This is a genomic window from Arthrobacter sp. MMS24-T111, from assembly GCF_054888995.1.
This window is the reverse complement of record NZ_JBTZRO010000001.1, coordinates 3,744,871-3,768,335: the sequence shown is the minus strand read 5'-3', so window position 1 is coordinate 3,768,335 and position 23,465 is coordinate 3,744,871. Positions and strand designations below refer to the sequence as shown.

Annotated in this window: 23 protein-coding genes; 20 read left to right on the top strand and 3 right to left on the bottom strand. The window is 66.6% G+C overall.

The window, feature by feature from the left end; translation table 11 throughout:
• The first annotated feature begins 61 nt into the window (after nt 1–61).
• The 7 genes from ACX5I6_RS17640 to ACX5I6_RS17610 all read left to right on the top strand — a co-directional run bounded on the left by ACX5I6_RS17640 (nt 62) and on the right by ACX5I6_RS17610 (nt 8,004).
• Complete coding sequence (locus tag ACX5I6_RS17640) at nt 62–442, top strand: hypothetical protein (RefSeq protein ID WP_461841315.1); 381 nt, start codon at nt 62–64, stop codon at nt 440–442.
• A gap of 58 nt (nt 443–500) precedes the next feature.
• Nucleotides 501–1,409, top strand: a complete 909-nt coding sequence (gene dapA, locus ACX5I6_RS17635) for a 4-hydroxy-tetrahydrodipicolinate synthase (RefSeq protein WP_285248079.1) — start codon at nt 501–503, stop codon at nt 1,407–1,409.
• Nucleotides 1,410–1,449: 40 nt separating this feature from the next.
• On the top strand, nt 1,450–3,141 hold the full coding sequence (locus tag ACX5I6_RS17630) for a ribonuclease J (RefSeq protein ID WP_043455217.1): 1,692 nt from the start codon (nt 1,450–1,452) through the stop codon (nt 3,139–3,141).
• Nucleotides 3,142–3,340: 199 nt separating this feature from the next.
• Nucleotides 3,341–6,226, top strand: coding sequence for an FtsK/SpoIIIE family DNA translocase (locus ACX5I6_RS17625; RefSeq protein WP_461841314.1), 2,886 nt, complete (start codon nt 3,341–3,343; stop codon nt 6,224–6,226).
• A gap of 45 nt (nt 6,227–6,271) precedes the next feature.
• Nucleotides 6,272–6,910 (top strand): CDP-diacylglycerol--glycerol-3-phosphate 3-phosphatidyltransferase, encoded by a 639-nt coding sequence (gene pgsA / locus ACX5I6_RS17620; protein ID WP_461841313.1) that lies wholly within the window; start codon nt 6,272–6,274, stop codon nt 6,908–6,910.
• Nucleotides 6,907–7,386: a CinA family protein gene (locus tag ACX5I6_RS17615; RefSeq protein ID WP_461841312.1), complete on the top strand. Its 480-nt coding sequence runs from the start codon at nt 6,907–6,909 to the stop codon at nt 7,384–7,386. Before pgsA ends, ACX5I6_RS17615 begins: the two co-directional genes overlap by 4 nt.
• Before the next feature lie 165 nt (nt 7,387–7,551).
• Nucleotides 7,552–8,004, top strand: coding sequence for a helix-turn-helix domain-containing protein (locus tag ACX5I6_RS17610; RefSeq protein ID WP_018763632.1), 453 nt, complete (start codon nt 7,552–7,554; stop codon nt 8,002–8,004).
• 80 nt (nt 8,005–8,084) lie between these two features.
• Here ACX5I6_RS17610 and ACX5I6_RS17605 read toward each other — a convergent pair whose 3' ends face one another.
• The gene (locus ACX5I6_RS17605; protein WP_285248075.1) at nt 8,085–8,615 is read right to left on the bottom strand and encodes a MarR family winged helix-turn-helix transcriptional regulator; all 531 of its coding nucleotides are present in this window, start codon (nt 8,613–8,615) and stop codon (nt 8,085–8,087) included.
• A 41-nt stretch (nt 8,616–8,656) separates the two neighbouring features.
• Here ACX5I6_RS17605 and ACX5I6_RS17600 point away from each other — a divergent pair, with 41 nt between their 5' ends.
• From ACX5I6_RS17600 to dapF, 6 genes are all read left to right on the top strand, one after another.
• Nucleotides 8,657–8,881, top strand: a complete 225-nt coding sequence (locus ACX5I6_RS17600) for a DUF3046 domain-containing protein (protein WP_018763630.1) — start codon at nt 8,657–8,659, stop codon at nt 8,879–8,881.
• Nucleotides 8,882–9,133: 252 nt separating this feature from the next.
• The gene (recA, locus tag ACX5I6_RS17595) at nt 9,134–10,189 is read left to right on the top strand and encodes a recombinase RecA (RefSeq protein ID WP_026265110.1); all 1,056 of its coding nucleotides are present in this window, start codon (nt 9,134–9,136) and stop codon (nt 10,187–10,189) included.
• A 159-nt stretch (nt 10,190–10,348) separates the two neighbouring features.
• On the top strand, nt 10,349–10,849 hold the full coding sequence (locus ACX5I6_RS17590) for a regulatory protein RecX (protein WP_461841746.1): 501 nt from the start codon (nt 10,349–10,351) through the stop codon (nt 10,847–10,849).
• Between the two features lie 119 nt (nt 10,850–10,968).
• Entirely contained in the window at nt 10,969–12,408 is a 1,440-nt protein-coding gene (miaB, locus tag ACX5I6_RS17585) for a tRNA (N6-isopentenyl adenosine(37)-C2)-methylthiotransferase MiaB (protein WP_461841311.1), read from the top strand.
• A gap of 3 nt (nt 12,409–12,411) precedes the next feature.
• Nucleotides 12,412–13,308, top strand: coding sequence for a tRNA (adenosine(37)-N6)-dimethylallyltransferase MiaA (gene miaA / locus ACX5I6_RS17580; RefSeq protein ID WP_461841310.1), 897 nt, complete (start codon nt 12,412–12,414; stop codon nt 13,306–13,308).
• 44 nt (nt 13,309–13,352) lie between these two features.
• A complete protein-coding gene (gene dapF, locus ACX5I6_RS17575) occupies nt 13,353–14,297 on the top strand; it encodes a diaminopimelate epimerase (protein WP_461841309.1) in 945 nt (314 codons plus the stop codon).
• Here dapF and ACX5I6_RS17570 read toward each other — a convergent pair.
• Nucleotides 14,269–14,892 (bottom strand): class I SAM-dependent methyltransferase, encoded by a 624-nt coding sequence (locus tag ACX5I6_RS17570; RefSeq protein ID WP_461841308.1) that lies wholly within the window; start codon nt 14,890–14,892, stop codon nt 14,269–14,271. The two genes, dapF and ACX5I6_RS17570, sit on opposite strands and share 29 nt — an antisense overlap.
• 438 nt (nt 14,893–15,330) lie before the next feature.
• Here ACX5I6_RS17570 and hflX point away from each other — a divergent pair, with 438 nt between their 5' ends.
• Both hflX and ACX5I6_RS17560 read left to right on the top strand, forming a co-directional pair.
• The gene (gene hflX, locus ACX5I6_RS17565; RefSeq protein WP_461841307.1) at nt 15,331–16,908 is read left to right on the top strand and encodes a GTPase HflX; all 1,578 of its coding nucleotides are present in this window, start codon (nt 15,331–15,333) and stop codon (nt 16,906–16,908) included.
• On the top strand, nt 16,901–18,961 hold the full coding sequence (locus ACX5I6_RS17560) for an ATP-dependent DNA helicase (RefSeq protein WP_461841306.1): 2,061 nt from the start codon (nt 16,901–16,903) through the stop codon (nt 18,959–18,961). Before hflX ends, ACX5I6_RS17560 begins: the two co-directional genes overlap by 8 nt.
• Before the next feature lie 32 nt (nt 18,962–18,993).
• Here the strand turns inward: ACX5I6_RS17560 and lexA are convergent, their stop codons facing one another.
• A complete protein-coding gene (lexA, locus tag ACX5I6_RS17555; RefSeq protein ID WP_461841305.1) occupies nt 18,994–19,722 on the bottom strand; it encodes a transcriptional repressor LexA in 729 nt (242 codons plus the stop codon).
• Between the two features lie 413 nt (nt 19,723–20,135).
• Here lexA and ACX5I6_RS17550 point away from each other — a divergent pair, with 413 nt between their 5' ends.
• The 5 genes from ACX5I6_RS17550 (at nt 20,136) to ACX5I6_RS17530 (ending at nt 23,392) form a co-directional block, all read left to right on the top strand.
• Nucleotides 20,136–20,492, top strand: coding sequence for a LysM peptidoglycan-binding domain-containing protein (locus ACX5I6_RS17550; protein ID WP_461841304.1), 357 nt, complete (start codon nt 20,136–20,138; stop codon nt 20,490–20,492).
• Nucleotides 20,493–20,662: 170 nt separating this feature from the next.
• A complete protein-coding gene (locus ACX5I6_RS17545) occupies nt 20,663–21,781 on the top strand; it encodes a histidinol-phosphate transaminase (RefSeq protein WP_461841303.1) in 1,119 nt (372 codons plus the stop codon).
• A gap of 61 nt (nt 21,782–21,842) precedes the next feature.
• Nucleotides 21,843–22,469: an imidazoleglycerol-phosphate dehydratase HisB gene (gene hisB, locus ACX5I6_RS17540; RefSeq protein WP_018763618.1), complete on the top strand. Its 627-nt coding sequence runs from the start codon at nt 21,843–21,845 to the stop codon at nt 22,467–22,469.
• Nucleotides 22,466–23,233, top strand: coding sequence for an imidazole glycerol phosphate synthase subunit HisH (gene hisH, locus ACX5I6_RS17535; protein WP_461841302.1), 768 nt, complete (start codon nt 22,466–22,468; stop codon nt 23,231–23,233). Before hisB ends, hisH begins: the two co-directional genes overlap by 4 nt.
• Entirely contained in the window at nt 23,234–23,392 is a 159-nt protein-coding gene (locus ACX5I6_RS17530) for a hypothetical protein (protein WP_461841301.1), read from the top strand. It begins immediately after the preceding gene.
• Nucleotides 23,393–23,465 lie beyond the last annotated feature (73 nt).

Sequence of the window (23,465 nt, the reverse complement as noted above, 5' to 3'; positions counted from 1 at the left end):
CGTGCCGGAGGGGCCGCCGCAAACCCTTGTATTCGAATATATGTTCGAATACCATGGCGGAATGGACACGCCATCATCCGGAACCCCCGCCCGGCGGGAAAGCCTGCAGCCGGCACCTACCCACTCAGTCAACCTGCCGCTGAGGGCAATGAGCCCGGGCGTGGTGGACTACCTGTTCCGGCAGTTGGTGTCCGGGCGGCCGTCAGAGGACGTCCAGTGGGAGCGGGAGGGCATCACCCTCGCCGCCCAGCCGGAGGGGGCCGAGCTCGCCCGGCGGCTGTCCGAGACGGATATCGACGCGCTGACGCCCACCGAGCTGTTCCATTACGTGCGGGCGGCGCAGCGGCTCGCTGCCTGGGCGGAGGACCTGCGGCAGGCCGCCGTCGGCCGCTATTGCCACGCCGGAACCGACGCGCCGGGGCCCGGCAACCGGGCTGTTTGACGCTCGTCACGCCCGTGGCATTGTCCTAACCAGCCGGGGACAGGGTAACGTTTTTTCCATGGCTGATTCTTCCGCGCACATCCCTGCCCTCGGTACCCTCCTGACCGCCATGGTCACGCCGTTTACCAAGGACGGCGCAGTGGATTACGACCAGGCGGCTGCGCTGGCCAGCAAGCTCGTCGACGACGGCTGCGACGGGCTGGTGGTCACCGGCACCACCGGTGAGACCTCCACCCTGACGGACGAAGAAAACCTCGGCATGTTCCGCGCGGTGAAGGACGCCGTCGGTGGCCGCGCCGCGATCATTGCCGGTACCGGCACCAACGACACCGCGCACTCGGTCCACCTGTCCAAGCAGGCCGCTGCCCTTGGCGTCGACGGACTGCTCCTGGTCACCCCTTACTACAACAAACCGAGCCAGGCCGGTGTCCGCGCCCACTTTGAAACCATCGCCTCCGCGGTGGACGTTCCGGTCATGCTCTACGACATTCCGGGCCGGTCCTCCATCGCGATCGAACCCGACACCATGATCCGGCTGGCCCAGCACCCCAACATTGTGGCCGTCAAGGACGCCAAGGCGGACCTCGTTGCGGCCACCCGCGTCATGGCGGAAACCGACCTCCTCTTCTACTCCGGCGACGACGGACTGACCCTTCCGTGGATGGCGCTGGGCGCCGTGGGGCTGGTGGGCGTCACCACCCACGTGGCCACCCGCCGCTTCCGCGAACTCATCGACGCCGTCAACGCCAACGACCTCGGCACCGCCCGGAAGATCAACGTCGAACTCCAGCCGGTGGTCCGGGCAACCATGACCCGCGTCCAGGGGGCCGTGGCGGCCAAGCAGATTCTTAAATGGCAGGGAGTCCTGCCCAACTCGATTGTCCGTTTGCCCCTCGTGGAGCCGGACGAAACCGAGATCGAAACCATCCGCGGGGATTTGGCGGAAGCGGGGCTGGTCTTCTCCTGAGGCTAAGACCGGCACCCTTCCGCCTGGAAAGTAGTGCATTATGACCCAAACTGCCCTTACCGGCCTTGTCACCCCTCCGCGCCTGCCCCAGGGCACGCTGCGGATCGTTCCGCTGGGCGGGCTGGGGGAGATCGGCCGGAACATGGCCGTCTTCGAAATCGACGGCAAGCTGCTGATCGTGGACTGCGGTGTCCTCTTCCCTGAGGAAACCCAGCCCGGCGTCGACCTGATCCTGCCTGACTTCTCGTACATCGAAGACCGGCTGGATGACGTTGTGGCTGTCATCCTCACGCACGGCCACGAGGACCATATCGGCGCCGTGCCGTACCTGCTGCGCCTGCGCAACGACATCCCGCTGGTGGGATCGCAACTGACCCTCGCCCTCATCGAGGCCAAGCTGCAGGAACACCGCATCCGGCCCTACACACTCACCGTGGAGGAGGGCCAGGTGGAGAAGTTCGGCCCCTTCGAATGCGAATTCGTGGCCGTCAACCACTCCATCCCGGACGCCCTGGCCGTCTTCATCCGCACCGCGGGCGGAACGGTCCTGCACACCGGCGACTTCAAGATGGACCAGCTGCCGCTGGACGGCCGGATCACCGACCTCCGGCACTTCGCCAAGCTGGGCGAGGAGGGCGTGGACCTTTTCATGTCCGACTCCACCAACGCTGACGTGCCTGGATTCACCACGGCTGAGAAGGAAATCGGCCCCACCCTGGAGCGCCTCTTCGGCCAGGCCACCAAGCGCATCATCGTGGCGTCCTTCTCGTCCCACGTCCACCGCGTGCAGCAAGTCCTCGACGCCGCCGCCAAGCACAACCGCAAGGTGGCCTTCGTGGGCCGCTCCATGGTCCGCAACATGGCCATCGCGGAAAAGCTTGGCTACCTGGATGTTCCCGCCGGATTGATCGTGGACATCAAGAACATCGACAATCTGCCGGACAACCGCGTGGTGCTGATGTCCACCGGCTCCCAGGGTGAACCGATGGCCGCCCTGTCCAGGATGGCCAACGGCGACCACCGCGTGGTGGTGGGCGACGGCGACACCGTGATCCTGGCCTCCAGCCTCATCCCGGGCAACGAGAACGCCGTCTTCCGGATCATCAACGGCCTCCTGAAGCTCGGCGCCGATGTCATCCACAAGGGAAACGCCAAGGTCCACGTCTCCGGCCACGCCGCCGCGGGCGAGCTGCTGTACTGCTACAACATCCTTGAGCCCTTGAACGCCATGCCCGTCCACGGCGAAACCCGGCACCTCATCGCCAACGGCAAGATCGCCATCGAGTCCGGCGTGCCCGAGGCGAGCGTCATCCTTGCCGACAACGGCACAGTCATCGACCTCCGCGACCACCAGGCAGACATCGTCGGCCAGGTGGAAGTGGGCTTTGTCTACGTTGACGGGTCCAGCGTGGGTGAAATCACCGACGCCGACCTCAAGGACCGCCGCATCCTGGGTGACGAAGGATTCATTTCGATCATCACGGTCATCCACCGCGCCACCGGCAAGGTGGTGTCCGGTCCGGAAATCCACGCCCGCGGCGTCGCCGAGGACGATTCCGTCTTCGACGACATCATCCCCAAGATCAACGCGGCGCTGGAGGAAGCAGTCCAGAACCACGCCGACCACACCAGCCACCAGCTCCAGCAGGTGGTGCGCCGCGTTGTCGGCACCTGGGTCAACCGCAAGCTGCGCCGCAAGCCCATGATCATCCCGGTGGTCCTCGAGGCCTGAGCCCCCCGCGCGGCCCGGCTGCGCGACTGACCTGCGCGGACAGCCTCGCTGCACCACCGAAAGGCCCGGTTCCCTGTGGACCGGGCCTTTTCGCGCCTCCGGCAATGCGCATCCTCAAGCGCATCGGCAAGCCCCGGCGGGCGGCCCGGCAGCCCCGATATCCCCGGAATCACAGCATGCTTCCGGTACCGTGGCTACTATGGCCACACGTACTACTTCCGCGCCCAAAGGTACCGGCAGGGGCAGCTCCGGCAGCAAAGCCGGAAGCTCCACAGGCCGCGGAACCGGCTCCACTGCCGGCAAGACAGGGCGCGGCGGCTCAACCAGCACTGCACGCACCCGCCAGCTTCCCGCCGTCGAACACCACCAGCCTTGGCTCCTGCGCGTCGTGGGCGGGGCATGGCTCGGAATCGGGCACCTGGTGGGCGGGGGAGTACGCCGGATCGGCTACGACGTCAGCGACCTCTCCGCGGACGAACGCCGCGACGGTGCCGCGCTGTTCAACCTGGCCCTGGGTGTGTTCATTGCCACGTTCGCCTGGTGGGGCCTGACGGGCTGGTTCCCGGACGCCGTCTACGCCGTGGTCAACGGAACCTTCGGCTGGCTCTCCCTGCTGCTCCCGCTCATGCTCTTTGTCTGCGCGTTCCGCCTATTCAGGCGCCCCTCGGACGGCCGGGGCAACAATCGGGTGGGCATCGGCTTCCTCATCATGACTTTCGCGGGGTGCGGCCTGGCCCACATCCTCGGCGGCCAGCCCACGGTTGCCGATGGCTTCGACGGCCTCCGCAAAGCCGGCGGCATGCTCGGCTTCCTGGCAGCCAGTCCCTTGGCCGCCATCCATCCCGCCGTGCCGGTGGCACTCTACGGGCTGCTGGCCTTCGTTTCCCTGCTGATCATCACGGCCACCCCGTTCACGGCCATCCCGCGCCGCCTTCGCGGAGCCTACGAGCACCTCATGGGCATCGACCTGATGGACCAGGACCCCGGCCACGTGCACGACCGCAGCTACCTCGAACGCCCCGCAGCCGCTGAGCCCAAAAAGAAGAAGCGCAGGTTGTTCGGCAAGGACCAGGAGCCCGATGCCGGCCTGGAAGGCTACGTGGGCGACGAAGCTTTCGAACACGCGGTCATCGACGACGACGAGCCGGAGCCCGCGCGGCCCGCACCGGGCGTCCGGCGCCCCACCCAGGCGGAGATCGCCGTCGAAAAAATCAAGGCCGCGCAGGGCCTGGGCGCCGGTTCGGCGCCTGCCGCGGAGAACGCCACCGAGGCCATCCCGCTGGTTATTCCCGGCGCCGCGGCTCCCGGGAAGCCGGCCGCCGCACCCACGGTGCCCTCGAATCCGGTAGCGCCCGCTCCGCCACCGGTACCCATCCCGCAGCGGACCGAGCAGCTCTCCCTCGCCGGGGACGTCACCTACACGCTGCCGGCTTCGGACTTCCTGACCCCGGGATCCATCCCCAAGGAGCGCACGGAGGCCAACGACGCCGTCGTCGCCGCCCTGACCGACACCCTGACCCAGTTCAACGTGGACGCCACCGTGACCGGCTTCAGCCGCGGCCCCACCGTCACCCGGTACGAGATCGAACTCTCGCCGGGCACCAAGGTGGAACGAGTCACCGCGCTGTCCAAGAACATCTCTTACGCGGTCGCCAGCTCGGACGTCCGGATCCTCAGCCCCATCCCGGGCAAGTCCGCGATCGGCATCGAGATCCCCAACACGGACCGCGAGACGGTCTCCCTGGGCGACGTGCTCCGCAGCCAGAACGCCCGCCGCACGGACCACCCGATGGTGATGGGCGTCGGCAAGGACGTCGAGGGCGGCTACGTGGTGGCCAACCTCGCCAAGATGCCGCACCTCCTGGTCGCCGGTGCCACCGGTGCCGGTAAGTCCTCGTTCGTGAACTCGATGATCACCTCCATCCTGATGCGCGCCACCCCGGACGAGGTGCGCATGGTCATGGTGGACCCCAAACGCGTGGAACTGACCGCCTACGAGGGCGTCCCGCACCTGATCACGCCGATCATCACCAACCCCAAGAAGGCCGCCGAGGCACTGCAGTGGGTGGTCCGCGAAATGGACGCCCGCTACGACGACCTCGCCAACTACGGCTTCAAGCACATCGACGACTTCAACAAGGCCGTCCGTGCCGGCAAGGTCCACCCGCCGGTGGACTCCAAGCGCGTCATCCGGCCGTACCCGTACCTGCTGGTGATCGTGGACGAACTCGCCGACCTGATGATGGTCGCCCCGCGCGACGTCGAAGACTCCATCGTCCGCATCACCCAGCTCGCCCGTGCCGCCGGCATCCACCTGGTGCTGGCCACCCAGCGGCCCTCCGTGGACGTGGTGACCGGCCTCATCAAGGCCAACGTGCCGTCCCGCATGGCCTTCGCCACGTCCTCCGTCACCGACTCCCGCGTGGTCCTGGACCAGCCAGGCGCCGAAAAACTCATCGGCCAAGGCGACGCGCTCTTCCTGCCGATGGGTGCTTCCAAGGCGATGCGCGTCCAGGGCGCCTGGGTCACCGAATCCGAGATCCACAAGGTGGTGGAGCACGTCAAGGGACAGCTCCAGGCCGTCTACCGGGACGACGTCGCCCCCGAGGCGGAAAAGAAACAGATCGACGACGACATCGGCGATGACCTCGAGGTGCTGCTGCAGGCCACGGAACTCGTGGTCACCACGCAGTTCGGCTCCACCTCCATGCTGCAGCGCAAGCTCCGGGTGGGGTTCGCCAAGGCCGGCCGGCTCATGGACCTGCTCGAGTCCAGGGGAGTGGTGGGACCTTCCGAGGGCTCCAAGGCCCGCGACGTGCTGGTCAAGCCGGACGACCTCGCCGCGGTCCTGGCCGCGATGAAGGGCCAGGACGCACCGGCCGCCCCGGATTCGCAGACAGCCGCGCTCAGTGACAATGCCAACGCCAACATCGCACAGGGCGGCTACGCAGAGGACCTGGTGGCCGCCGACCTGGACAAAAGGAAGCAGAACGTCGAGTACTACGACGGCTCCGATTCCGCTCCCGGCGGATACGGCGATGACGACGACGGCTCCGAGGACGCCTGGTCGCTGACCGGACGGTAGGGCCGCGCCGGCGTTGCGGCAGCCCCGGGAAGGTAGCCTAGGTACGTGACTAGCACCGATGCCACCGCCGCCGGCCCGCGCCGTGCCGGGGTCTGGAACCTTCCCAACGTCCTGACCATGATCCGCATCGCGCTGGTCCCGTTCTTCGTGTGGTTCCTTGTGGCGGATGCCCCCGGCCTGCGCAGTGAGGACGGGCCGTGGCGCTGGGCCGCGGTGGCGGCGTTCGCCGTCGCCATCTACACGGACAAGCTCGACGGCGATATCGCCAGGAGCCGGAACCTCGTCACGGACTTCGGCAAGATTGCCGACCCCATCGCGGACAAACTGCTCATCGGATCGGCACTGGTCATGCTTTCCCTGCTGGGTGAACTGCCGTGGTGGGCAACGCTCGTGATCCTGGTCCGGGAATGGGGAATCACGGCCCTTCGCTTCTTCGTCATCCGCTACGGAGTCATTCCCGCTTCCCGCGGCGGAAAGCTCAAGACCGTCGTGCAGACCGCAGCGATCTTCCTGTATTTGCTCCCTTTGGGCGCCTTTGCGCCGTGGCTGGTGTGGGTTGCTTTCGCCGTCATGATGGCGGCGCTGGCCATCACCGTGTGGACCGGCGTCGAATATGTCATCGAAGCCCTGCGCCTGCGCGCGAAGGGGCGGCAGGCAGGAACGGCGAAAGGACAGGAACCTTGAGCAACCTCCACCATCTCGCCGGACAGGTCGTGCGGCAGGCACTTGACGTGGGACTGACCGTCGCCACCGCAGAGTCCCTGACCGCCGGCATGGTCTCCGCCGTCCTCGCCGATACCCCCGGCGCCTCTGGCATGCTTCAGGGCGGCGTCGTGGCGTACCAAAACTCCGTCAAGGAAGGCGTACTCCACGTCCCCGCCGGGCTCCTGGCCCGCGTCGGCTCCGTCGACCCGGACGTCGCCCGCGCCATGGCGGCAGGAGCCCGAGACGTCCTGGGCGCCCACCTCGGGGTTTCCACCACCGGCGTGGCCGGTCCGGAGGCGCACGACGGCAAACCTGTCGGGCGGGTCTACGTGGGGATCGCCACTGCCGCCGGCAGCACGGCATTTGAATATTCCTTTACGGGCAGCCGGCCTGACATCCGCGCCGAAGCGTGTGCGGCGGCCCTTGAAAGGCTCCTTGAGGCGATCTCAGCCTGACGCTTGCCCGCCCAAGTTACCGCACGTAAAGTTGCCGGGAACAAAAGCCGGTACCGATTAGTTATTACATTGTGTCGCTTCCGGAGAGCGGAGGCGCCTAGGATGAAACGACCAGACGGTCCGCCTTTTGGCGGACCTGACCAATGAGGGAGCAAGGCGATACAGATGGTAAAGCAGCCCGTATCCGTAAACGGCGTTGTCCGCTGGAAGGATGTGGGCCTCGCCGAACAGGCTAAGAGCGAACAGAAGGAGCGCAAGATGGTGGTACTTCGTCACGAAATCGGTGATGTGCTGCGCGATGTCCGCCAGCGTCAGGGGCGCACGCTCCGTGAAGTTTCGCACAGCGCCCGCGTTTCCCTGGGATACCTCAGTGAGGTGGAGCGTGGCCAGAAGGAAGCCTCGTCAGAGCTCCTGTCCTCGATTTGCTCCGCCCTGGACGTGCCGTTGTCCAGCATGCTTCGGGAGGTCAGCGACCGGGTGGCAGTAGCCGAGGGCGTTGCAGTTCCGGACACCGTACCGCAGGAATTCTCCCAGCGTTACGGCCGTGACCTGGAACGCGACCTCAACGCAGAACTGAACGACGAACTCTCCACAGGCCTTCTCTCCGGCGCCCGTTAGGGGCAGCCCCCACCCGTTGGGTGGGCCGTGGAACAAGGAAGCCCCCGGCATGGCCGGGGGCTTTTCTTGCGTGAAGGCGGCTAGCTCTCCCGTGCCGGAGACGCGCCCGGTGCTTCCTTCGGGAATCCGTCGGGCTCGTAGGTGGAGTTCAGCTTGGCCATGTAGCGGGCCAGTTCCTGGAGGTCCTCCACCGGCCATTCCCGCAGCCGTTCCTGGAAGACCTGGCGCCGGGCGTCCTGGACCTGGTGCATTTTTTCCTCCCCCTTGGGGGTCAACCGGATGGACTGCGCCCGGCGGTCCAACGGATCAGCCTCCTTGGAAACCAGCCCCAGGCCTTCAAGGAACGCGATTTGCCGGCTGACGGAGGGCTTGCCCACCCCGATGTTCATCGCCAGTTCGGTCAGCCGGATAGGCCCCTCCCGGCGGATCACAGTCAACAGCCCGTACGCCGCAGGCTCCATGTCCGGGTGCACTTCCCGGGACAGCTGGTTCGAAATGGCCCGGGCCCGCCGCCAAAAAAGACTGATCTGGTGCTCGACGTTCTGCAGGGCCGTATCGGCGGCAGCATCGACTGCTACATCAGCCGGCGTGCCATCGGGGGAGTTGCTCATGGCAACAATTCTAGGGTCCACGCTCATGAGAGGATTTACCGATGCGAATCAGCGACTACTGGCGGCTCATGGATGACGAGTTCGGCGCGGGCTACTCCCGCGTGCTGAGCAGTACCCTGGTCCTGGCCGGGGTCGGCGGGCGCACCGCGGACCAGGCACTGGCCGCCGGGGTGGAACCGCGCAAGGTCTGGCTTGCCGTCTGCGACCTCCAGGACGTGCCGGCGGACCGCCGGCTCGGCCGGGACATAGCCCCTCGCCGCGACTGACGCCCGCGGGGCACGACCCATCCGCCGGTCGGCCCGGGGCCTCCTGCCGACCGGTCCGGGAACCCTTGCCGGACACGCCGCGCGACCTTCCTCTTCGAATACCTGTTCGGATAACGCTATGCTTTTTCTATTGGGTTTATCCACATAGCCGATGTCCTGAGGCCGGAATGTCAGTGGGTCCCCTTAGCGTCAGAGATGACCAACAAGACGGCCGCACAGGCCACCATCGAGAAAGCATTAGAGGTGTCAACCATGGCGGCAGCCCCGGATCGTGCAAAAGCGCTGGAAGCAGCACTTGCCCAGATTGACAAGCAGTTCGGCAAGGGCTCGGTGATGCGCCTGGGCGACGAAGTCCGTGCCCCCATCGAAGTCATCCCCACCGGGTCCATCGCCCTGGACGTCGCCCTCGGCATTGGCGGGCTGCCACGCGGCCGCGTGGTGGAGATCTATGGGCCGGAATCGTCAGGTAAGACCACCGTGGCACTGCACGCCGTGGCCAACGCCCAGCGGCTGGGTGGCATCGCTGCCTTCATCGACGCCGAGCACGCCCTGGATCCGGACTATGCCGCGAAGCTCGGCGTGGATACCGACGCCCTGCTGGTCTCACAGCCGGACACCGGTGAGCAGGCCCTGGAAATCATGGACATGCTGGTGGGCTCCGGTTCCCTGGACATCGTCGTCATCGACTCCGTCGCCGCCCTGGTTCCGCGCGCTGAAATCGAAGGCGACATGGGCGACAGCCACGTCGGCCTCCAAGCACGGCTCATGAGCCAGGCATTGCGTAAAATTACCGGCCGCCTGAGCCAGACCAAGACCACCGCCATCTTCATCAACCAGCTCCGTGAAAAGATCGGTGTGTTCTTCGGTTCCCCCGAAACCACCACCGGTGGCAAGGCGCTGAAGTTCTACGCGTCGGTCCGCATCGACGTCCGGCGCATCCAGACCCTGAAGGAAGGCGCTGATTCGGTCGGCAACCGGACCAAGGCCAAGATCGTGAAGAACAAGATGGCCCCGCCCTTCAAGGTGGCCGAGTTCGACATCATCTACGGCCAGGGCATCTCCCGCGAAGGCGGCATCATCGACATGGGTGTCGAGCACGGCATCATCAAGAAGTCCGGCTCCTGGTTCACGTACGATGGCGACCAGTTGGGCCAGGGCATGGAGAACTCGCGCCGGTTCCTTCGCGACAACCCCGAGCTTGCCGCTGAACTGGAGCGCCTCATCAAGGAGAAACTCGGTGTGGGCGTGAAGCCGGCGGAGGACGAGTCCAAGGACACGCCCAAGCTGAAAGCCGTCGACGGGTTCTAGCCCTTGACGTGGTCTCCCGAGGCGCATTCGCCTGACGCCAGGTCACCCAAATCCGGTACCCGGCGGCGCCGCTCCGCCAACCCCGTCCGTGGGGCCACGGAGCGGTCCGCCGTGCCCGGAGACCCTCTGTCAGAGGACGCTGAACCGGATCCTGCCGGGGTGGCCAAGGCCATCGTTTACCGGCAGCTGACGGCCTCGCCGAAGAGCAGGCTGCAGCTTGCCCGGAAACTGGCCGAACGGAACATTCCGGAACACGTGGCAGAGGAAGTCCTGGACAAATTCCAGGAAGTCCGCCTGATCGATGACGCCGAATTTGCCGACATGTGGGTCAGGAGTCGATCCCAGTCCCTCAAGCTCGCCAGGGGTGCCCTCCGGCGCGAGCTGTCGGAGAAGGGCATCGACGCCGAAACCGCCGCCGCGGCCCTGGAACAAGTGACGGACGCCGATGAGGAAGCTGCCGCCAGGACCCTGGTTGAACGCAAGCTGCGTCCCGGAACAAACTTGTCGGACCCGGCCGAACGGGATAAAGCAGTGCGCCGTCTGGCGTCCATGCTGGCGCGAAAGGGCTACCAGCCCGCGCAGGCGTTCAGGATCGTCAATGACGTACTCGGTTCAGTCCGGGATCCCGACGGTGACCCGCTCCCGAGCCGGTACCCTTAACGGGTGAGTTTGACCATTCCTTCCCCCATTCCGGCACCACCCCTTCCGTCGAACCCGGAACGGGTCCGCAGCCCGGAGCCCGGCAGCGTACCTACCAGGTGCGGACGTTCGGGTGCCAGATGAACGTCCACGACTCCGAGCGGATGGCGGGACTACTTGAAGACGCCGGATACGTTCCCGCGGAAGGCGAGCAAGCCGACGTCGTGGTGTTCAACACCTGTGCCGTGCGCGAGAACGCTGACAACAAGCTCTACGGAAACCTCGGTATCCTGGCGCCCGTCAAGGCGGCAAACCCCGGGATGCAGATCGCGGTGGGCGGATGCCTGGCCCAGAAGGACCGGGAAATCATTCTCAAGAAGGCGCCCTGGGTTGACGCCGTTTTCGGAACCCACAATGTTGGTGCGCTCCCGGCCCTGCTCGAGCGGGCCCGGCACAACGACGAAGCGCAGCTGGAAATCCTTGAGTCCTTGGACGTGTTCCCGTCCACGCTGCCCACCAAGCGCGACTCCGTGTACTCCGGCTGGGTGTCCATCTCGGTTGGCTGCAACAACACCTGCACGTTCTGCATCGTGCCTGCCTTGCGGGGCAAGGAAAAGGACCGGCGCCCGGGCGAGATCCTCGCTGAAATCCAGGCCCTCGTGGACGACGGCGCCATCGAAGTCACGCTGCTTGGCCAGAACGTCAACTCCTACGGGGTGGAGTTCGGCGACCGCCAGGCCTTCTCCAAGCTCCTCCGTGCCTGCGGCGACATCGAAGGGCTGGAACGGGTCCGTTTCACCAGCCCCCACCCCGCGGCATTTACCGATGACGTCATCGAGGCCATGGCGGAAACACCCAATGTCATGCCCCAGCTCCACATGCCGCTGCAGTCCGGCTCGGACAGCATCCTGAAGGCCATGAAGCGGTCCTACCGGTCCACAAAGTTCCTCGGCATCCTGGACAAGGTCCGGGACAGGATCCCTGACGCCGCCATCTCCACCGACATCATCGTCGGCTTCCCCGGCGAGACAGAAGAGGACTTCCAGGCCACGCTCGACGTCGTCGAGAAGTCGCGGTTTGCCACCGCCTTCACCTTCCAGTATTCCAAGCGGCCAGGGACCCCTGCCGCGGACCTGCCGGACCAACTGCCCAAGGCCGTGGTCCAGGAAAGGTTCGAACGGCTCACCGCGCTGCAGGACAGGATCGCCGCGGAGGAAAACCGGAAGCAGCTCGGCCGCCGGCTGGAGGTCATGGTCACCGCGCAGTCGGGCCGCAAGTCCGAGGAGACGCACCGGCTCTCCGGCCGGTCCAGGGACCAGAGGCTGGTACATTTCTCCGTCCCTGAAGGCGCGCCGGCCCCCAGGCCGGGCGACCTCGTGACCGTCACCATCACTGATGCCGCTGCCTTCCACCTGGTGGCCGACCCCACGCCCGATGACTACAGCCTGCGCAGGTCGCGCGCCGGTGACGCCTGGGACCGGTCGCAGGCGGATTCCTGCGGAGCGCCGGTGCCGGGGAGCGGAGCTGGACAAAAGGGTGTCTCGCTGGGCATGCCTTCGCTGCCGCTGCGCACCCGCTGACCGGTGGTCGCCCCGCCCGTTATCGCCGTCGTCGGTCCCACTGGCTCCGGCAAATCGGATCTTGCCGTCAACCTTGCCCTGGAACTGGACGGCGAGGTCATCAATGCCGACGCCATGCAGTTTTACCGGGGCATGGACATCGGCACCGCAAAGATCTCCGTGGCCGAGCGCAAGGGCGTGCCACACCACCTCCTGGACATCATGGACGTCACGCAGGAGGCGAGCGTCTCCACGTTCCAGGAGCAGGCCCGCAACGTGATAGCGGCTGTCCATGCCCGCGGCAAGAGGGCCATCCTCGCCGGCGGCTCGGGGCTCTACGTACGGGCCGCCCTGGACGTACTGGAGTTCCCCGGCACGGACGCATCGTTGCGCGCCCGGCTTGAGGCCGAACACGCGGAACGCGGGACGGCAGAACTGCTGGTAAGGCTCCGCGCCGTGGATCCCGTGTCGGCGGAGCGGCTCTCTGATGCCCGGCGGATCATCCGCGCCCTGGAAGTCCACGAACTCACTGGACGGCCTTTCAGCTCCTTCATGCCGCGCCGGGAGTACCACCAGCCGGCTGTCCAGGTGGGACTGGACGTAGACCGTGATGTCCTGCGGGAGCGCCTGGCAGCCAGGGTCCACCGGATGGTGGACGCCGGGCTGCTGGCAGAAGTGGGGACGCTTGACGCCCAAGGCCTGCGGACCGGGAAGACAGCCTCCCGGGCCCTCGGCTATGCACAGTTCCTGCGGGTCCTCGACGGCGCCTCAACCGTGGCGGACGCTGCGGAGGAAACCATTGTGGCTACCCGCCAATTTGCCCGCCGCCAGCTCACATGGTTCCGCGCCGACCCCCGCATCACGTGGCTGGACTGGCAGGATCCGGAACTTGCCGGCAAGGCTGCGCTGCTCTGCAGGTAACCGCGGTTTCAGCGGCAGCGGCATCCGCCGCTACGCTTGGGACCATGAATGATACCCCCGCCGAAACGTCCGGATCCGCCCTTCGTGCCATGGGCGGCCTCCGCTTTTCCAAGGGGCACGGCACGGGCAATGACTTCGTCCTGGTGGCCGATCCCGAGGGCACCCGCAGCTTCGACGTGCACCAGGCAGCGGCCTTGTGCGACCGGCACCAGGGAATCGGCGCCGACGGGCTGATCAGGGCCGTGCCCTCCCGCTTCCTGCCGGAGGGCAGGGAACTGCTGCTGGACACCCCCGGCGCGGAATGGTTCATGGATTACCGGAACGCGGACGGTTCGCTGTCGGAAATGTGCGGAAACGGGGTCCGGGTGTTCGTCCACTTCCTGCGCACCGAGGGGCTGATCGACCTGCCCGACGGCGGTTCACTTGCCATCGGGACGCGCGGCGGAGTCAAGACGGTGGTCCGTACCGGGAACGACTACGCGGTTGACATGGGCCCTTGGGAGTTCATCTTCCCCGGCGAAGCCAGTGCCAAAGCCATGGATTCCCTCGTCGCTGCCGACGGGCTGGAGGTTCCCCGGCCGGCCTTGTCCGTGAGCATGGGCAACCCGCACACCGTGGTGGCCCTTGCCGAGCTAACCGAGCTGGCCGGGACCCGGCTTTTCACCGCGCCGAAAGTCGACCCTGTCCCGGCAAACGGGACCAACGTGGAGTTCGTCGTTCCGGCTGAGCCCCTCGTGCACGACGGCGTCGGCTCGGTGACCATGCGCGTGCATGAGCGCGGTGTGGGGGAGACGCAATCCTGCGGCACGGGGGCCTGCGCGGCCGCCGTCGCCATCCGGCACTGGGCGGGTGCCGAGGCTCCCGACGTCTGGCGCGTCCATGTTCCCGGAGGGGTTGTAGGCGTCAAGTTCTTCGCCGGACCCGGCGGGCACGAGCACGTGGAACTCAGCGGTCCGGCGGTTATTGTGGCGAGCGGGACGCTTTCCTGACCTTCAGAATCCGGAAGGACTTGGCGGTGGATTCGCGCGTCACGGTGAAGGAGCTGTCCAGTTCGGCGGCCAGCCAGCGCTGCAGCGAGTCCGAGCCCAGGTTCTTCTGGACCACCAGCCACGCCGTGCCGCCGTCAGCCAGGCGGGGGAGCCACAGCTTCAGCAGGGCATGCAGTTCTTCCTTGCCGATCCTGATGGGCGGATTGGACCAAATGGTGTCGAAACGCACATCGGGGTCCACGGCCTCAGGCGTGCTGGCAACCACGTTGGACAGGCCCAGCGCGTCGGCGTTCTCGTTGGTCAGGGTGATGCACCGTTCATTGACGTCCACCGCGTAGACCCTTGACTGGGGCGCCAGCAGTGCCATGGTGAGGGCCACCGGTCCCCAGCCGCAACCAATGTCCAACAGGTTGCCGTGGGGATGCGGGGCAGGCACCTCCGCCAGGAGTACTGCGGTGCCCTTGTCGATGCCGTCCGGGCTGAAAATGCCCGAGGAGGTCTGGAGCCTGCGCGTTTCGCCGGCCAGTTCCACGGTGAGGGGCTTGCGGGTAAAGGGCCCGGCGGGGGACGTGCTGAAATAGTGAGCGGACTCCATAACTGGCCAGAGTAGTTCCCCCTGCAGCGTAATGGGAAACTGTGCCTGCACCCCTCTGTTAGGCTGGTGGGCATGTTCTTGATCTTCGAGTAGGCGCTACGGGCCCCGCCCGTGTGCGCCGCTGCCCTGCAGAGGCAGCCCGTCCCACAGCGACGCAGGTTTGCATGCCTTCCGCTTGTGCACCGGACCGGACCAGTCCGTCCAGGCCCGGCCGCCGGACAATACTCGAACGTCAGCCTTGCGCCGCGCTTCCCGCCATTCTCCGGCCTCGCCCGTCCAGCCGCCCCATACTACGCGGCACCCCGGCCCCGGCACCGCAGCCGGCGGCCCCACCATCAGGAGGACTGCATGACCGCAGGCCGTCAGCCCAGCGCGAATACTTCCCACCTTCCAACCAATCGGCACTATTCTGGAAATGCCGAATCTTCAAAGGAGACCATGACCAGCCAGCCAAATACCGGGTCCGATCCAGCCGCCCAGGACATGAGTCCCGAGGAAATCCAGGCTGTCATCGACCGGATCCTCGCCAAGGACGTACCGGCCCGGAATGTCAGCACGCCCGCCGGCGGCAGCGGCACCGGGAAAGCGGTGCTCGGCAAGGCCCAGGCCATCTCCCGCCTCGACGAAGAACATTCAACGTACGACGGCGACCAGCAGGACCTCGAGGAACGCCGCGCCTTGCGCCGCAGGGCAGGGTTGTCCACCGAACTGGAAGACGTCACCGAGGTCGAATACCGCCAGCTCCGCCTGGAACGGGTGGTCCTGGCAGGGCTCTGGGCCGACGGAACTCTGGCCGACGCCGAAAACTCGCTCCGGGAGCTTGCCGCCCTCGCAGAGACGGCCGGCTCCGAGGTCCTCGACGGGCTGGTACAGCGGAGGGCCAAGCCGGATCCCGGAACGTTCCTGGGCTCGGGCAAGGCGCTCGAATTGAAGGACATCGTCATGTCCACCGGTGCGGACACCGTGGTGGTGGATGCCGAGCTCGCACCCTCGCAGCGTCGTGGCCTCGAAGACATCGTCAAGGTCAAGGTCATCGACCGTACGGCCCTGATCCTGGACATCTTCGCCCAGCACGCCAAGAGCCGCGAGGGCAAGGCCCAAGTGGAGCTGGCACAGCTGGAATACCTGCTTCCCCGACTCCGCGGCTGGGGCGAATCGATGTCCCGCCAGGCAGGTGGCCAAGTGGGTGGCGCCGCCGCCGGCATGGGCTCGCGCGGCCCCGGTGAAACCAAGATCGAACTGGACCGGCGCCGGATCCGTACGCGCATGGCCAAGCTTCGGCGCGAGATCGCCGCGATGAAGCCGGCGCGGGAAACCAAGCGGGCCAACCGTCGTCGTAACGAGGTACCGTCGGTGGCCATCGCCGGGTACACCAACGCGGGAAAATCCTCCCTGCTCAACCGGCTCACCGACGCCGGCGTCCTGGTGGAGAACGCCTTGTTCGCCACCCTGGATCCCACCGTCCGCAAGGCCGAAACCGCTGACGGCCTGGGGTACACCCTGGCCGACACCGTAGGGTTCGTCCGCTCGCTTCCCACCCAGCTGGTGGAGGCCTTCCGCTCCACCCTCGAAGAGGTGGCCGATTCGGACCTGATCCTGCACGTGGTGGATGCCTCGCACCCCGATCCCGAGGGCCAGATTGCCGCGGTCCGGAAGGTCTTCAGCGAAGTTGACGCCCGCAAGGTGCCCGAGATCATCGTGTTGAACAAGGCCGATGCCGCCGATCCCTTCGTGATTGAGCGCCTGAAGCAGCGCGAACCACGCCATGTGGTGGTCTCTGCCCGGACGGGTGAGGGTATTGCCGAGCTGTTGAAGGCCATCAGTGACGCCATCCCGAGGCCCAGCGTGAAGCTCGAACTGCTCATTCCGTACGACCGGGGCGACCTGCTCAGCAAGCTGCACGAATCCGACGCCGAAATCATCAACCTCGACCACGTTGAGGAAGGTACCAGGGCCGTGGTGATGGTCCGCGAGGGCCTCGCATCCGAGCTGGAACCATACGCCCTCAATGACTGACCTCGCGGCCGGCGAAGCTGTGCAGGCGGCCGGCGAGCAGTTCGTCATTGAACTGCTCGACCGCGCCGTCGCCGGCATGGGTGGACAGAGCCGCAACGGACAACACGAAATGGCCCGCCAGGTGGCCCGGGCCATCAGTTCGGGCAACCATCTCCTGGTCCAAGCAGGCACCGGGACCGGCAAGTCGCTGGCCTACCTGATACCGCTCATTGCCCACGCACTGGAAAGCAATAAGCCCGCCCTGGTGTCGACGGCCACGCTGGCCCTGCAAACCCAGATCGTGGGCAGGGACCTGCCCCGCCTGCTGAAGAACATCACCCCCGCCTTGGAGCGCCCCGTCAAAGTGGCCCTGGTCAAGGGGCGATCCAACTATGTCTGCCGACACAAGCTCGAGGGCGGGTTTCCTTCCGAAGAGCCTTCGGAGGGCCAGCTGTTCTCCTTGGGCGAGGACACCAGCGTGCCGCACTTCGCCGCCTCAGTGGGCGGCCCCGCCTCCCAGCTGGGCAAGGAAGTGGTGCGGCTGCGGGAGTGGGCCGAGAAGACCGCCACCGGCGACCGTGACGAGCTCCTACCTGGCGTGACCGACCGGGCCTGGCGGCAGGTATCCGTGACCTCCATGGAATGCCTGGGCGCGCAAAAATGTCCCATGGCCGCTGAATGCTTCAGTGAACTGGCGCGTCAGGACGCGGCCGAGGCAGACGTCGTGGTGACCAACCATGCCATGCTTGCCGTCAGTGCCTTTGAGGGGCTCGCGGTGCTGCCCGAATATGACGTCGTGGTGGTGGATGAGGCGCATGAACTGCAGGACCGTGTCACCGGGGCCGTATCCGGGCAGTTGTCCGTGGCCATGGTGCACGCCGCCGCAGCAGGTGCCCGCAAGCACACGGCCATCACCGTTGACGCCCTGAACGCGGCGGCGGCCAACCTTGAGCTGGCTCTCGCCGGGGCGCCGAACGGCCTGCTGCCCAATGGCCTGAACGACGAACAGCTGGACTGCGTGGACCAGCTGCGTGAGGCCTGCCGCGCGGCGCTGTCCGATTCCAAGGGGGACAGCAACACCACGGCCGACGGCGGACGGCAACTCGCCCGGTCCCGCCTCATGCTGATCCTGGAATTGTGCGAACGGCTGCTGGCTGCCCGGGAGAACCGCGAGGTGGTCTGGTTCTCGCGCGCGAGCACCTTCGACCCCGGCCAGGGCTACTCCCAGCCTGACGAGCATGCACCGGTCCTGGTCAACATCGCGCCGCTGTCCGTTGCCGGGCGGCTGAGGGAAGGACTCTTCGCCGGTCACACTGTTGTGCTGACCTCTGCCACCCTGGCCATCGGGTCCGCCTTCGAACCGGCAGCGGGCGGACTGGGACTGATAGGCGACGGACTTCCCAGCTGGACCGGCGTGGACGTCGGCTCACCCTTCGACTACCCCAAACAGGGCATCCTCTACGTGGCGGGACACCTGCCCAAACCCGGCCGGGGTGTTTCGCCGGAAGCACTGGAGGAGCTCGAGGCGCTCATCAAAGCATCCGGTGGCGGTGCCCTCTGCCTCTTTTCCTCGCGTCGCGCTGCGGAAGAGGCCGCCGACGCCCTGCGGCCCAAGGTCGATATGACCGTGCTCTGCCAGGGCGAGTCAACCATGACCGCCCTGGTCAAGCAGTTCGCCGACGAACCGGACACCTGCCTCTTCGGGACCATGTCCCTGTGGCAGGGGGTGGACGTTCCGGGCGGGTCCTGCCGGCTCGTGGTGATCGACCGGATTCCCTTCCCCAGACCGGACGACCCCCTCATGACAGCCCGGTCGCGGGCCGTGGCCCAAGCCGGTGGCAACGGTTTCATGTCGGTGTCGGCCACCCACGCGGCCATCCGGCTGGCGCAGGGCGCCGGGCGGCTGATCCGGTCAACCGGCGACAAGGGCGTCGTGGCGGTACTGGATTCGCGGCTGGCAACCGAACGTTATGCGGGCTTCCTGCGGGCCGCGCTGCCGCCTTTCTGGTCCACGACGGACCGCAGCAAGGCGCTGGCCGCGCTCACCAGGCTCGGCGCGGAGGCCTCCGGATAGAGGCCTGCCGCGGCCGGAGGTGACAGGCGGTGTCAGAGCGACCGCAGCACCGAGACCACTTTGCCCATGATGGTCGCGTGGTCGCCCAGGATGGGTTCGTACTGCGTGTTTTGCGGGAGCAGCCAGGTGTGGCCGTCCCGCTGGCGGAAAGTCTTGACGGTTGCTTCGTCATCGAGCAGGGCAGCGACGATGTCACCGTTGACGGCGTCCGCCTGGCGGCGCACCACAACCCAGTCTCCGTCGCAGATAGCGGCGTCCACCATGGAGTCTCCGGCCACCTTGAGCATGAACAGCTCACCCTGGCCGACAAGTTGGCGGGGGAGCGGCATGACATCTTCAACGAGCTGCTCGGCGAGGATGGGACCGCCGGCGGCAATCCGGCCAACCAGCGGAACCATGGCGGTGTCCAGCGCGGTGGGCAGCTCCGTTACGGTGGCGCCCGGCGTCTGCGGTGCTGACGCGGCAAGCGGCTTCCCGGCGCCGCCGTCGAGCGTGAGGGGCATGAGCACCTCCATGGCCCGCGGCCGCTTCGGGTCGCGCCGGAGGTAGCCCAGCTTTTCCAGCTGGGACAGCTGATGGGTCACGCTGGACAAGCTCGCCAGGCCCACCGTGTCGCCGATCTCGCGCATCGAGGGCGGGTAGCCGTTGTCATTGACGGACCGCTGGATGGTCTCGAGGATCTTTTTTTGCCGTGGGGTAAGCCCCTTCGGAGTCCTCTTTGGTTGCGGGGCCGTCCTGCCCCCGGCGGCTGCTGCTGCCATGTTCGCCAATGCCTTTCGCTTGCCGCCGGATCTTCCGCCCCACGCCGTTGGCCGGCGCTGCGTGAAGGGTCGCCGCTGTCATTGTCAGACCCTGCTGTTCAACTTCAGTGGTGGTTGTTCTTGGTTTCCAAGCTAGGCCAGCCACATTGCTTTTTCAAACATTTGTTCTAGCGAGTCTCGACATTGTTCGTTGATAGGTGCTAAAACTTAGTAAGCAAAGTTCGAATATGTGTTCTAATCACTGCGTGACCTGTTCGAAGACCTGGCCGGAAGAGATTGGTATTCCGGCAGGGCAGGCAGGACGGCAGCGGCGGACACCCGGGCAGCACGGCAGGTCCAGGAGGGCTCAGTTCATGTCAGCTTTAACTCTTTCCCGCATTTCCCGTCCGGAATTCTTGGCCGGGGAGCGCCACATGTCAGGCAACCGGCGGATCAGTGCCGGAACTGCGCCATCCCCGGCGCCGCTTCGGTTGACCCGGCGGGGCCGGATCGTCCTGGTGGGAGTGCCGCTGATTCTCGTCGCGGTCCTGCTGCTCTCACTGGCGGGACTCTTCCACTCCCCGGCCAAGGCCTCCGACTCCGCCGCGGACCTCGCCGTGACACCTACGGTGACAGTCACCGTCCAGCCCGGCCAGTCCCTCTGGTCCATCGCCGGTGCCGTAGCTCCGAACCGGGATGCGCGCGACGTCGTGGCGGACATCGTCCAGCTCAACAACCTGTCCGCCGGCGCCGTCCTGCCCGGGCAGCAACTCTTCGTCCCCAGCCACTGACCTGCCCTTGAGCGGTCGCCCCGGAGCGGCGGCCGTGGGCGCCGCGGCCTGGAACCTGCCGGTGCCCGTCCCACCCGGAGTCTGCCGTCAGCTCCTTGCCCCGGCAGTTTCCGGGGCAGGCGGAAAGTGTCATATTTTCTGGTAATTGCCACGGCAACTAAACTGTTCAGGTGAACGACCAGCTAGAACGCCTGAACCGGCTACCCCTCCGCAGCAACCTTCGCGGGCTGACTCCCTACGGGGCGCCCCAACTGGACGTCCCCATTCTCCTGAACGTCAACGAGAACACCCATGGCGTCCCGGCGGACGTGCGGGCAGCCATCAGCGCCGCCGTGACGGAGGCCGCCGCCGGCCTGAACCGCTACCCGGACCGGGAGTTCACCGAGCTCCGCAAGGCCCTGGCCGAATACCTTGGCCACGGGCTCGACGAAACCAACCTGTGGGCCGCCAACGGCTCCAATGAGGTCCTGCAGCAAATCCTCCAGGCTTTCGGCGGCCCGAACCGCACTGCCCTGGGCTTTCCGCCTACGTACTCCATGTACCCGCTGCTGGCGAGCGGCACCGACACGGAATACATCACCGGTGTCCGGGCCGAGGGCTATGACCTCAGCGCAGAGTCCGCTGCCCGCCAGGTCAGGGAGCTGCAGCCGAACATCGTGTTCCTCTGCTCGCCGAACAATCCCACCGGCACCGGCCTGGGACTGGACGTCGTCGAGGCTGTCTACGAGGCCGGTGTTCCAAGCCAGACCATCGTCATCGTGGACGAGGCGTACCACGAGTTCGCCCACGACGGCACCCCGAGCGCACTGACCCTGCTGCCCGGCAGGGAGCGGCTGATCGTCTCCCGCACCATGAGCAAGGCTTTCGCCCTTGCCGGGGCCCGCCTTGGCTACATGGCCGCGGCACCGGAGGTCACCGATGCCCTGCGCCTGGTGCGCCTGCCCTACCACCTGTCCGCCATCACGCAGGCAACCGCCCTGGCGGCCCTCCAGCACCGGGAAGCGCTGATGGCCGACGTGCAGGACATCAAGCAGCAGCGCGACCGGATTGTGGCTGAGCTGACGAGGATGGGCCTGAAGCCTGCGGCGTCCGACTCCAACTACGTGTTCTTCGGTGGCCTGGAGAACCCGCACCAGGTCTGGCAGGAACTGCTGGACGCGGGCGTGCTGATCCGCGACGTGGGAATTCCGGGCCACCTGCGGGTCACGGCAGGTACTGAGCCGGAAACCACAGCCTTCCTCACATCCCTGGAACGCATCCTTGCCGGCCACGCCGCGCTTCCCGCCTAGACTTGATACTGCGGCGCTGGGCGCCCTGAACCACTCCTTCTCCCACTAAGGATCCTTCACCATGAGTTCAACCGGTTCGAACACTGCTGCGGCCCGGACCGCCCGAATGGAGCGCGCCACCAGCGAGTCCTCCGTCCTCGTGGAGATCAACCTCGACGGAACGGGTGTGTCCAACATCGACACCTCGGTTCCGTTCTACGACCACATGCTGACCGCGCTGTGCAAACACTCGCTGATCGACATGACCGTCAAAGCCACCGGAGACACCCACATCGACGTGCACCACACCGTGGAAGACGTCGCCATTACGTTCGGCGAGGTCCTGCGGACCGCCTTGGGAAACAAAGCCGGGATCCGCAGGTTCGGCGAGGCCACCGTGCCCTTGGATGAGGCCCTGGCCAACGCGGTGGTGGACGTGTCCGGCCGTCCCTACCTGGTCCACGGCGGCGAGCCCGCTGGCCAGGAGTACCACCTGATCGGGGGCCACTTCACCGGCTCCCTGACCCGCCACGTCTTTGAGGCCATCACGCTGCACGCCGGCATTTGCCTGCACATGAACGTCCTGGCCGGCCGGGACCCGCACCACATCGTGGAGGCGCAGTTCAAAGCCTTCGCCCGCGCCCTGCGCGCCGCCGTCGAACCGGACCCCCGCGTCGAGGGCATTCCGTCCACCAAGGGTGCGCTGTGAGCGGGCAGGTGCTCAAGGACGGCGCGATCATCGATCCCACCGCCTCGCAGAAGCTCCCGTCGCCCGAGGGCAAGCCGACGGTGACGGTGCTCGACTACGGATCCGGGAACGTCCGCTCCGCTGTGCGCGCCCTGGAACGCGCCGGTGCGGAAGTGATCCTCAGCGCCAAACCGGAAGATGTGCTTAACGCCGACGGCTTGGTGGTGCCCGGCGTCGGCGCATTCGAAACCGTGATGCGCGAACTCAAGGCCGTGGACGGCATCCGGCTCATCGGCAGGCGCGTCGCAGGAGGACGCCCGGTGCTGGGCATCTGCGTGGGTTTGCAGGTTCTCTTCGAGGCCGGCGTGGAACACGGCACCGAAGCCGAGGGCATCGGTGAATGGCCTGGCAAGGTGGAGGCGCTGCGCGCCGAGGTTGTCCCGCACATGGGCTGGAACACCGTCAAGGTGCCCGAAGGGTCCAAGCTGTTCGCCGGCGTCGAAAACGAACGATTCTACTTCGTGCACTCCTATGGCGTGCAGGAATGGAACTTTGAGGTGATCCAGCCGCGGATGGCGCCACCACTGGTCACCTGGTCCGAGCACGGCGGCCCCTTCATCGCCGCCGTGGAGAACGGGCCGCTCTGCGCAACGCAGTTCCACCCCGAAAAGTCAGGCGACGCCGGCGCCCGACTCCTGCGCAACTGGGTGGAAGGCCTCCGCAAGCCCGCCACCGACGACGCCGGCCAAGGCACCTCCCCGGCCGAAGCCGGCAGCGGCGCCTAGATGTGGTCCGTACTCCTGATGGGCCTCGCCGGCATCCTGATTGGCGGCGGCATCTCGTTCCGTCAACAGCACAAGCCGCTTTGGACCCAAGTGTCGTTCTATGTCCTGGCCGCCATGTCGCTGCTGGCCGCCTACCTGCTCACGCTGACCGCCAGCTGACCCCGCGGGGCGCCGGCGACCATGCCGGCGTCGTCGCCCCAGCCCCTGTCCCGAAGAACCAACACTGAGGATG

What these genes read in the sequence shown, in the direction of transcription:
- ACX5I6_RS17560 (WP_461841306.1), top strand. Translation starts at nt 16,901, where the DNA reads ATGACTGACCTCGCGGCCGGCGAAGCTGTGCAGGCGGCCGGCGAGCAG.
- ACX5I6_RS17610 (WP_018763632.1), top strand. Translation starts at nt 7,552, where the DNA reads ATGGTAAAGCAGCCCGTATCCGTAAACGGCGTTGTCCGCTGGAAGGAT.
- ACX5I6_RS17600 (WP_018763630.1), top strand. Translation starts at nt 8,657, where the DNA reads ATGCGAATCAGCGACTACTGGCGGCTCATGGATGACGAGTTCGGCGCG.
- ACX5I6_RS17605 (WP_285248075.1), bottom strand. Translation starts at nt 8,615, where the DNA reads ATGAGCAACTCCCCCGATGGCACGCCGGCTGATGTAGCAGTCGATGCT.
- dapA (WP_285248079.1), top strand. Translation starts at nt 501, where the DNA reads ATGGCTGATTCTTCCGCGCACATCCCTGCCCTCGGTACCCTCCTGACC.
- miaB (WP_461841311.1), top strand. Translation starts at nt 10,969, where the DNA reads ATGAACGTCCACGACTCCGAGCGGATGGCGGGACTACTTGAAGACGCC.
- ACX5I6_RS17570 (WP_461841308.1), bottom strand. Translation starts at nt 14,892, where the DNA reads ATGGAGTCCGCTCACTATTTCAGCACGTCCCCCGCCGGGCCCTTTACC.
- ACX5I6_RS17640 (WP_461841315.1), top strand. Translation starts at nt 62, where the DNA reads ATGGACACGCCATCATCCGGAACCCCCGCCCGGCGGGAAAGCCTGCAG.
- hisB (WP_018763618.1), top strand. Translation starts at nt 21,843, where the DNA reads ATGAGTTCAACCGGTTCGAACACTGCTGCGGCCCGGACCGCCCGAATG.
- ACX5I6_RS17630 (WP_043455217.1), top strand. Translation starts at nt 1,450, where the DNA reads ATGACCCAAACTGCCCTTACCGGCCTTGTCACCCCTCCGCGCCTGCCC.
- ACX5I6_RS17550 (WP_461841304.1), top strand. Translation starts at nt 20,136, where the DNA reads ATGTCAGGCAACCGGCGGATCAGTGCCGGAACTGCGCCATCCCCGGCG.
- lexA (WP_461841305.1), bottom strand. Translation starts at nt 19,722, where the DNA reads ATGGCAGCAGCAGCCGCCGGGGGCAGGACGGCCCCGCAACCAAAGAGG.
- ACX5I6_RS17530 (WP_461841301.1), top strand. Translation starts at nt 23,234, where the DNA reads ATGTGGTCCGTACTCCTGATGGGCCTCGCCGGCATCCTGATTGGCGGC.
- hflX (WP_461841307.1), top strand. Translation starts at nt 15,331, where the DNA reads ATGACCAGCCAGCCAAATACCGGGTCCGATCCAGCCGCCCAGGACATG.
- recA (WP_026265110.1), top strand. Translation starts at nt 9,134, where the DNA reads ATGGCGGCAGCCCCGGATCGTGCAAAAGCGCTGGAAGCAGCACTTGCC.
- ACX5I6_RS17625 (WP_461841314.1), top strand. Translation starts at nt 3,341, where the DNA reads ATGGCCACACGTACTACTTCCGCGCCCAAAGGTACCGGCAGGGGCAGC.
- dapF (WP_461841309.1), top strand. Translation starts at nt 13,353, where the DNA reads ATGAATGATACCCCCGCCGAAACGTCCGGATCCGCCCTTCGTGCCATG.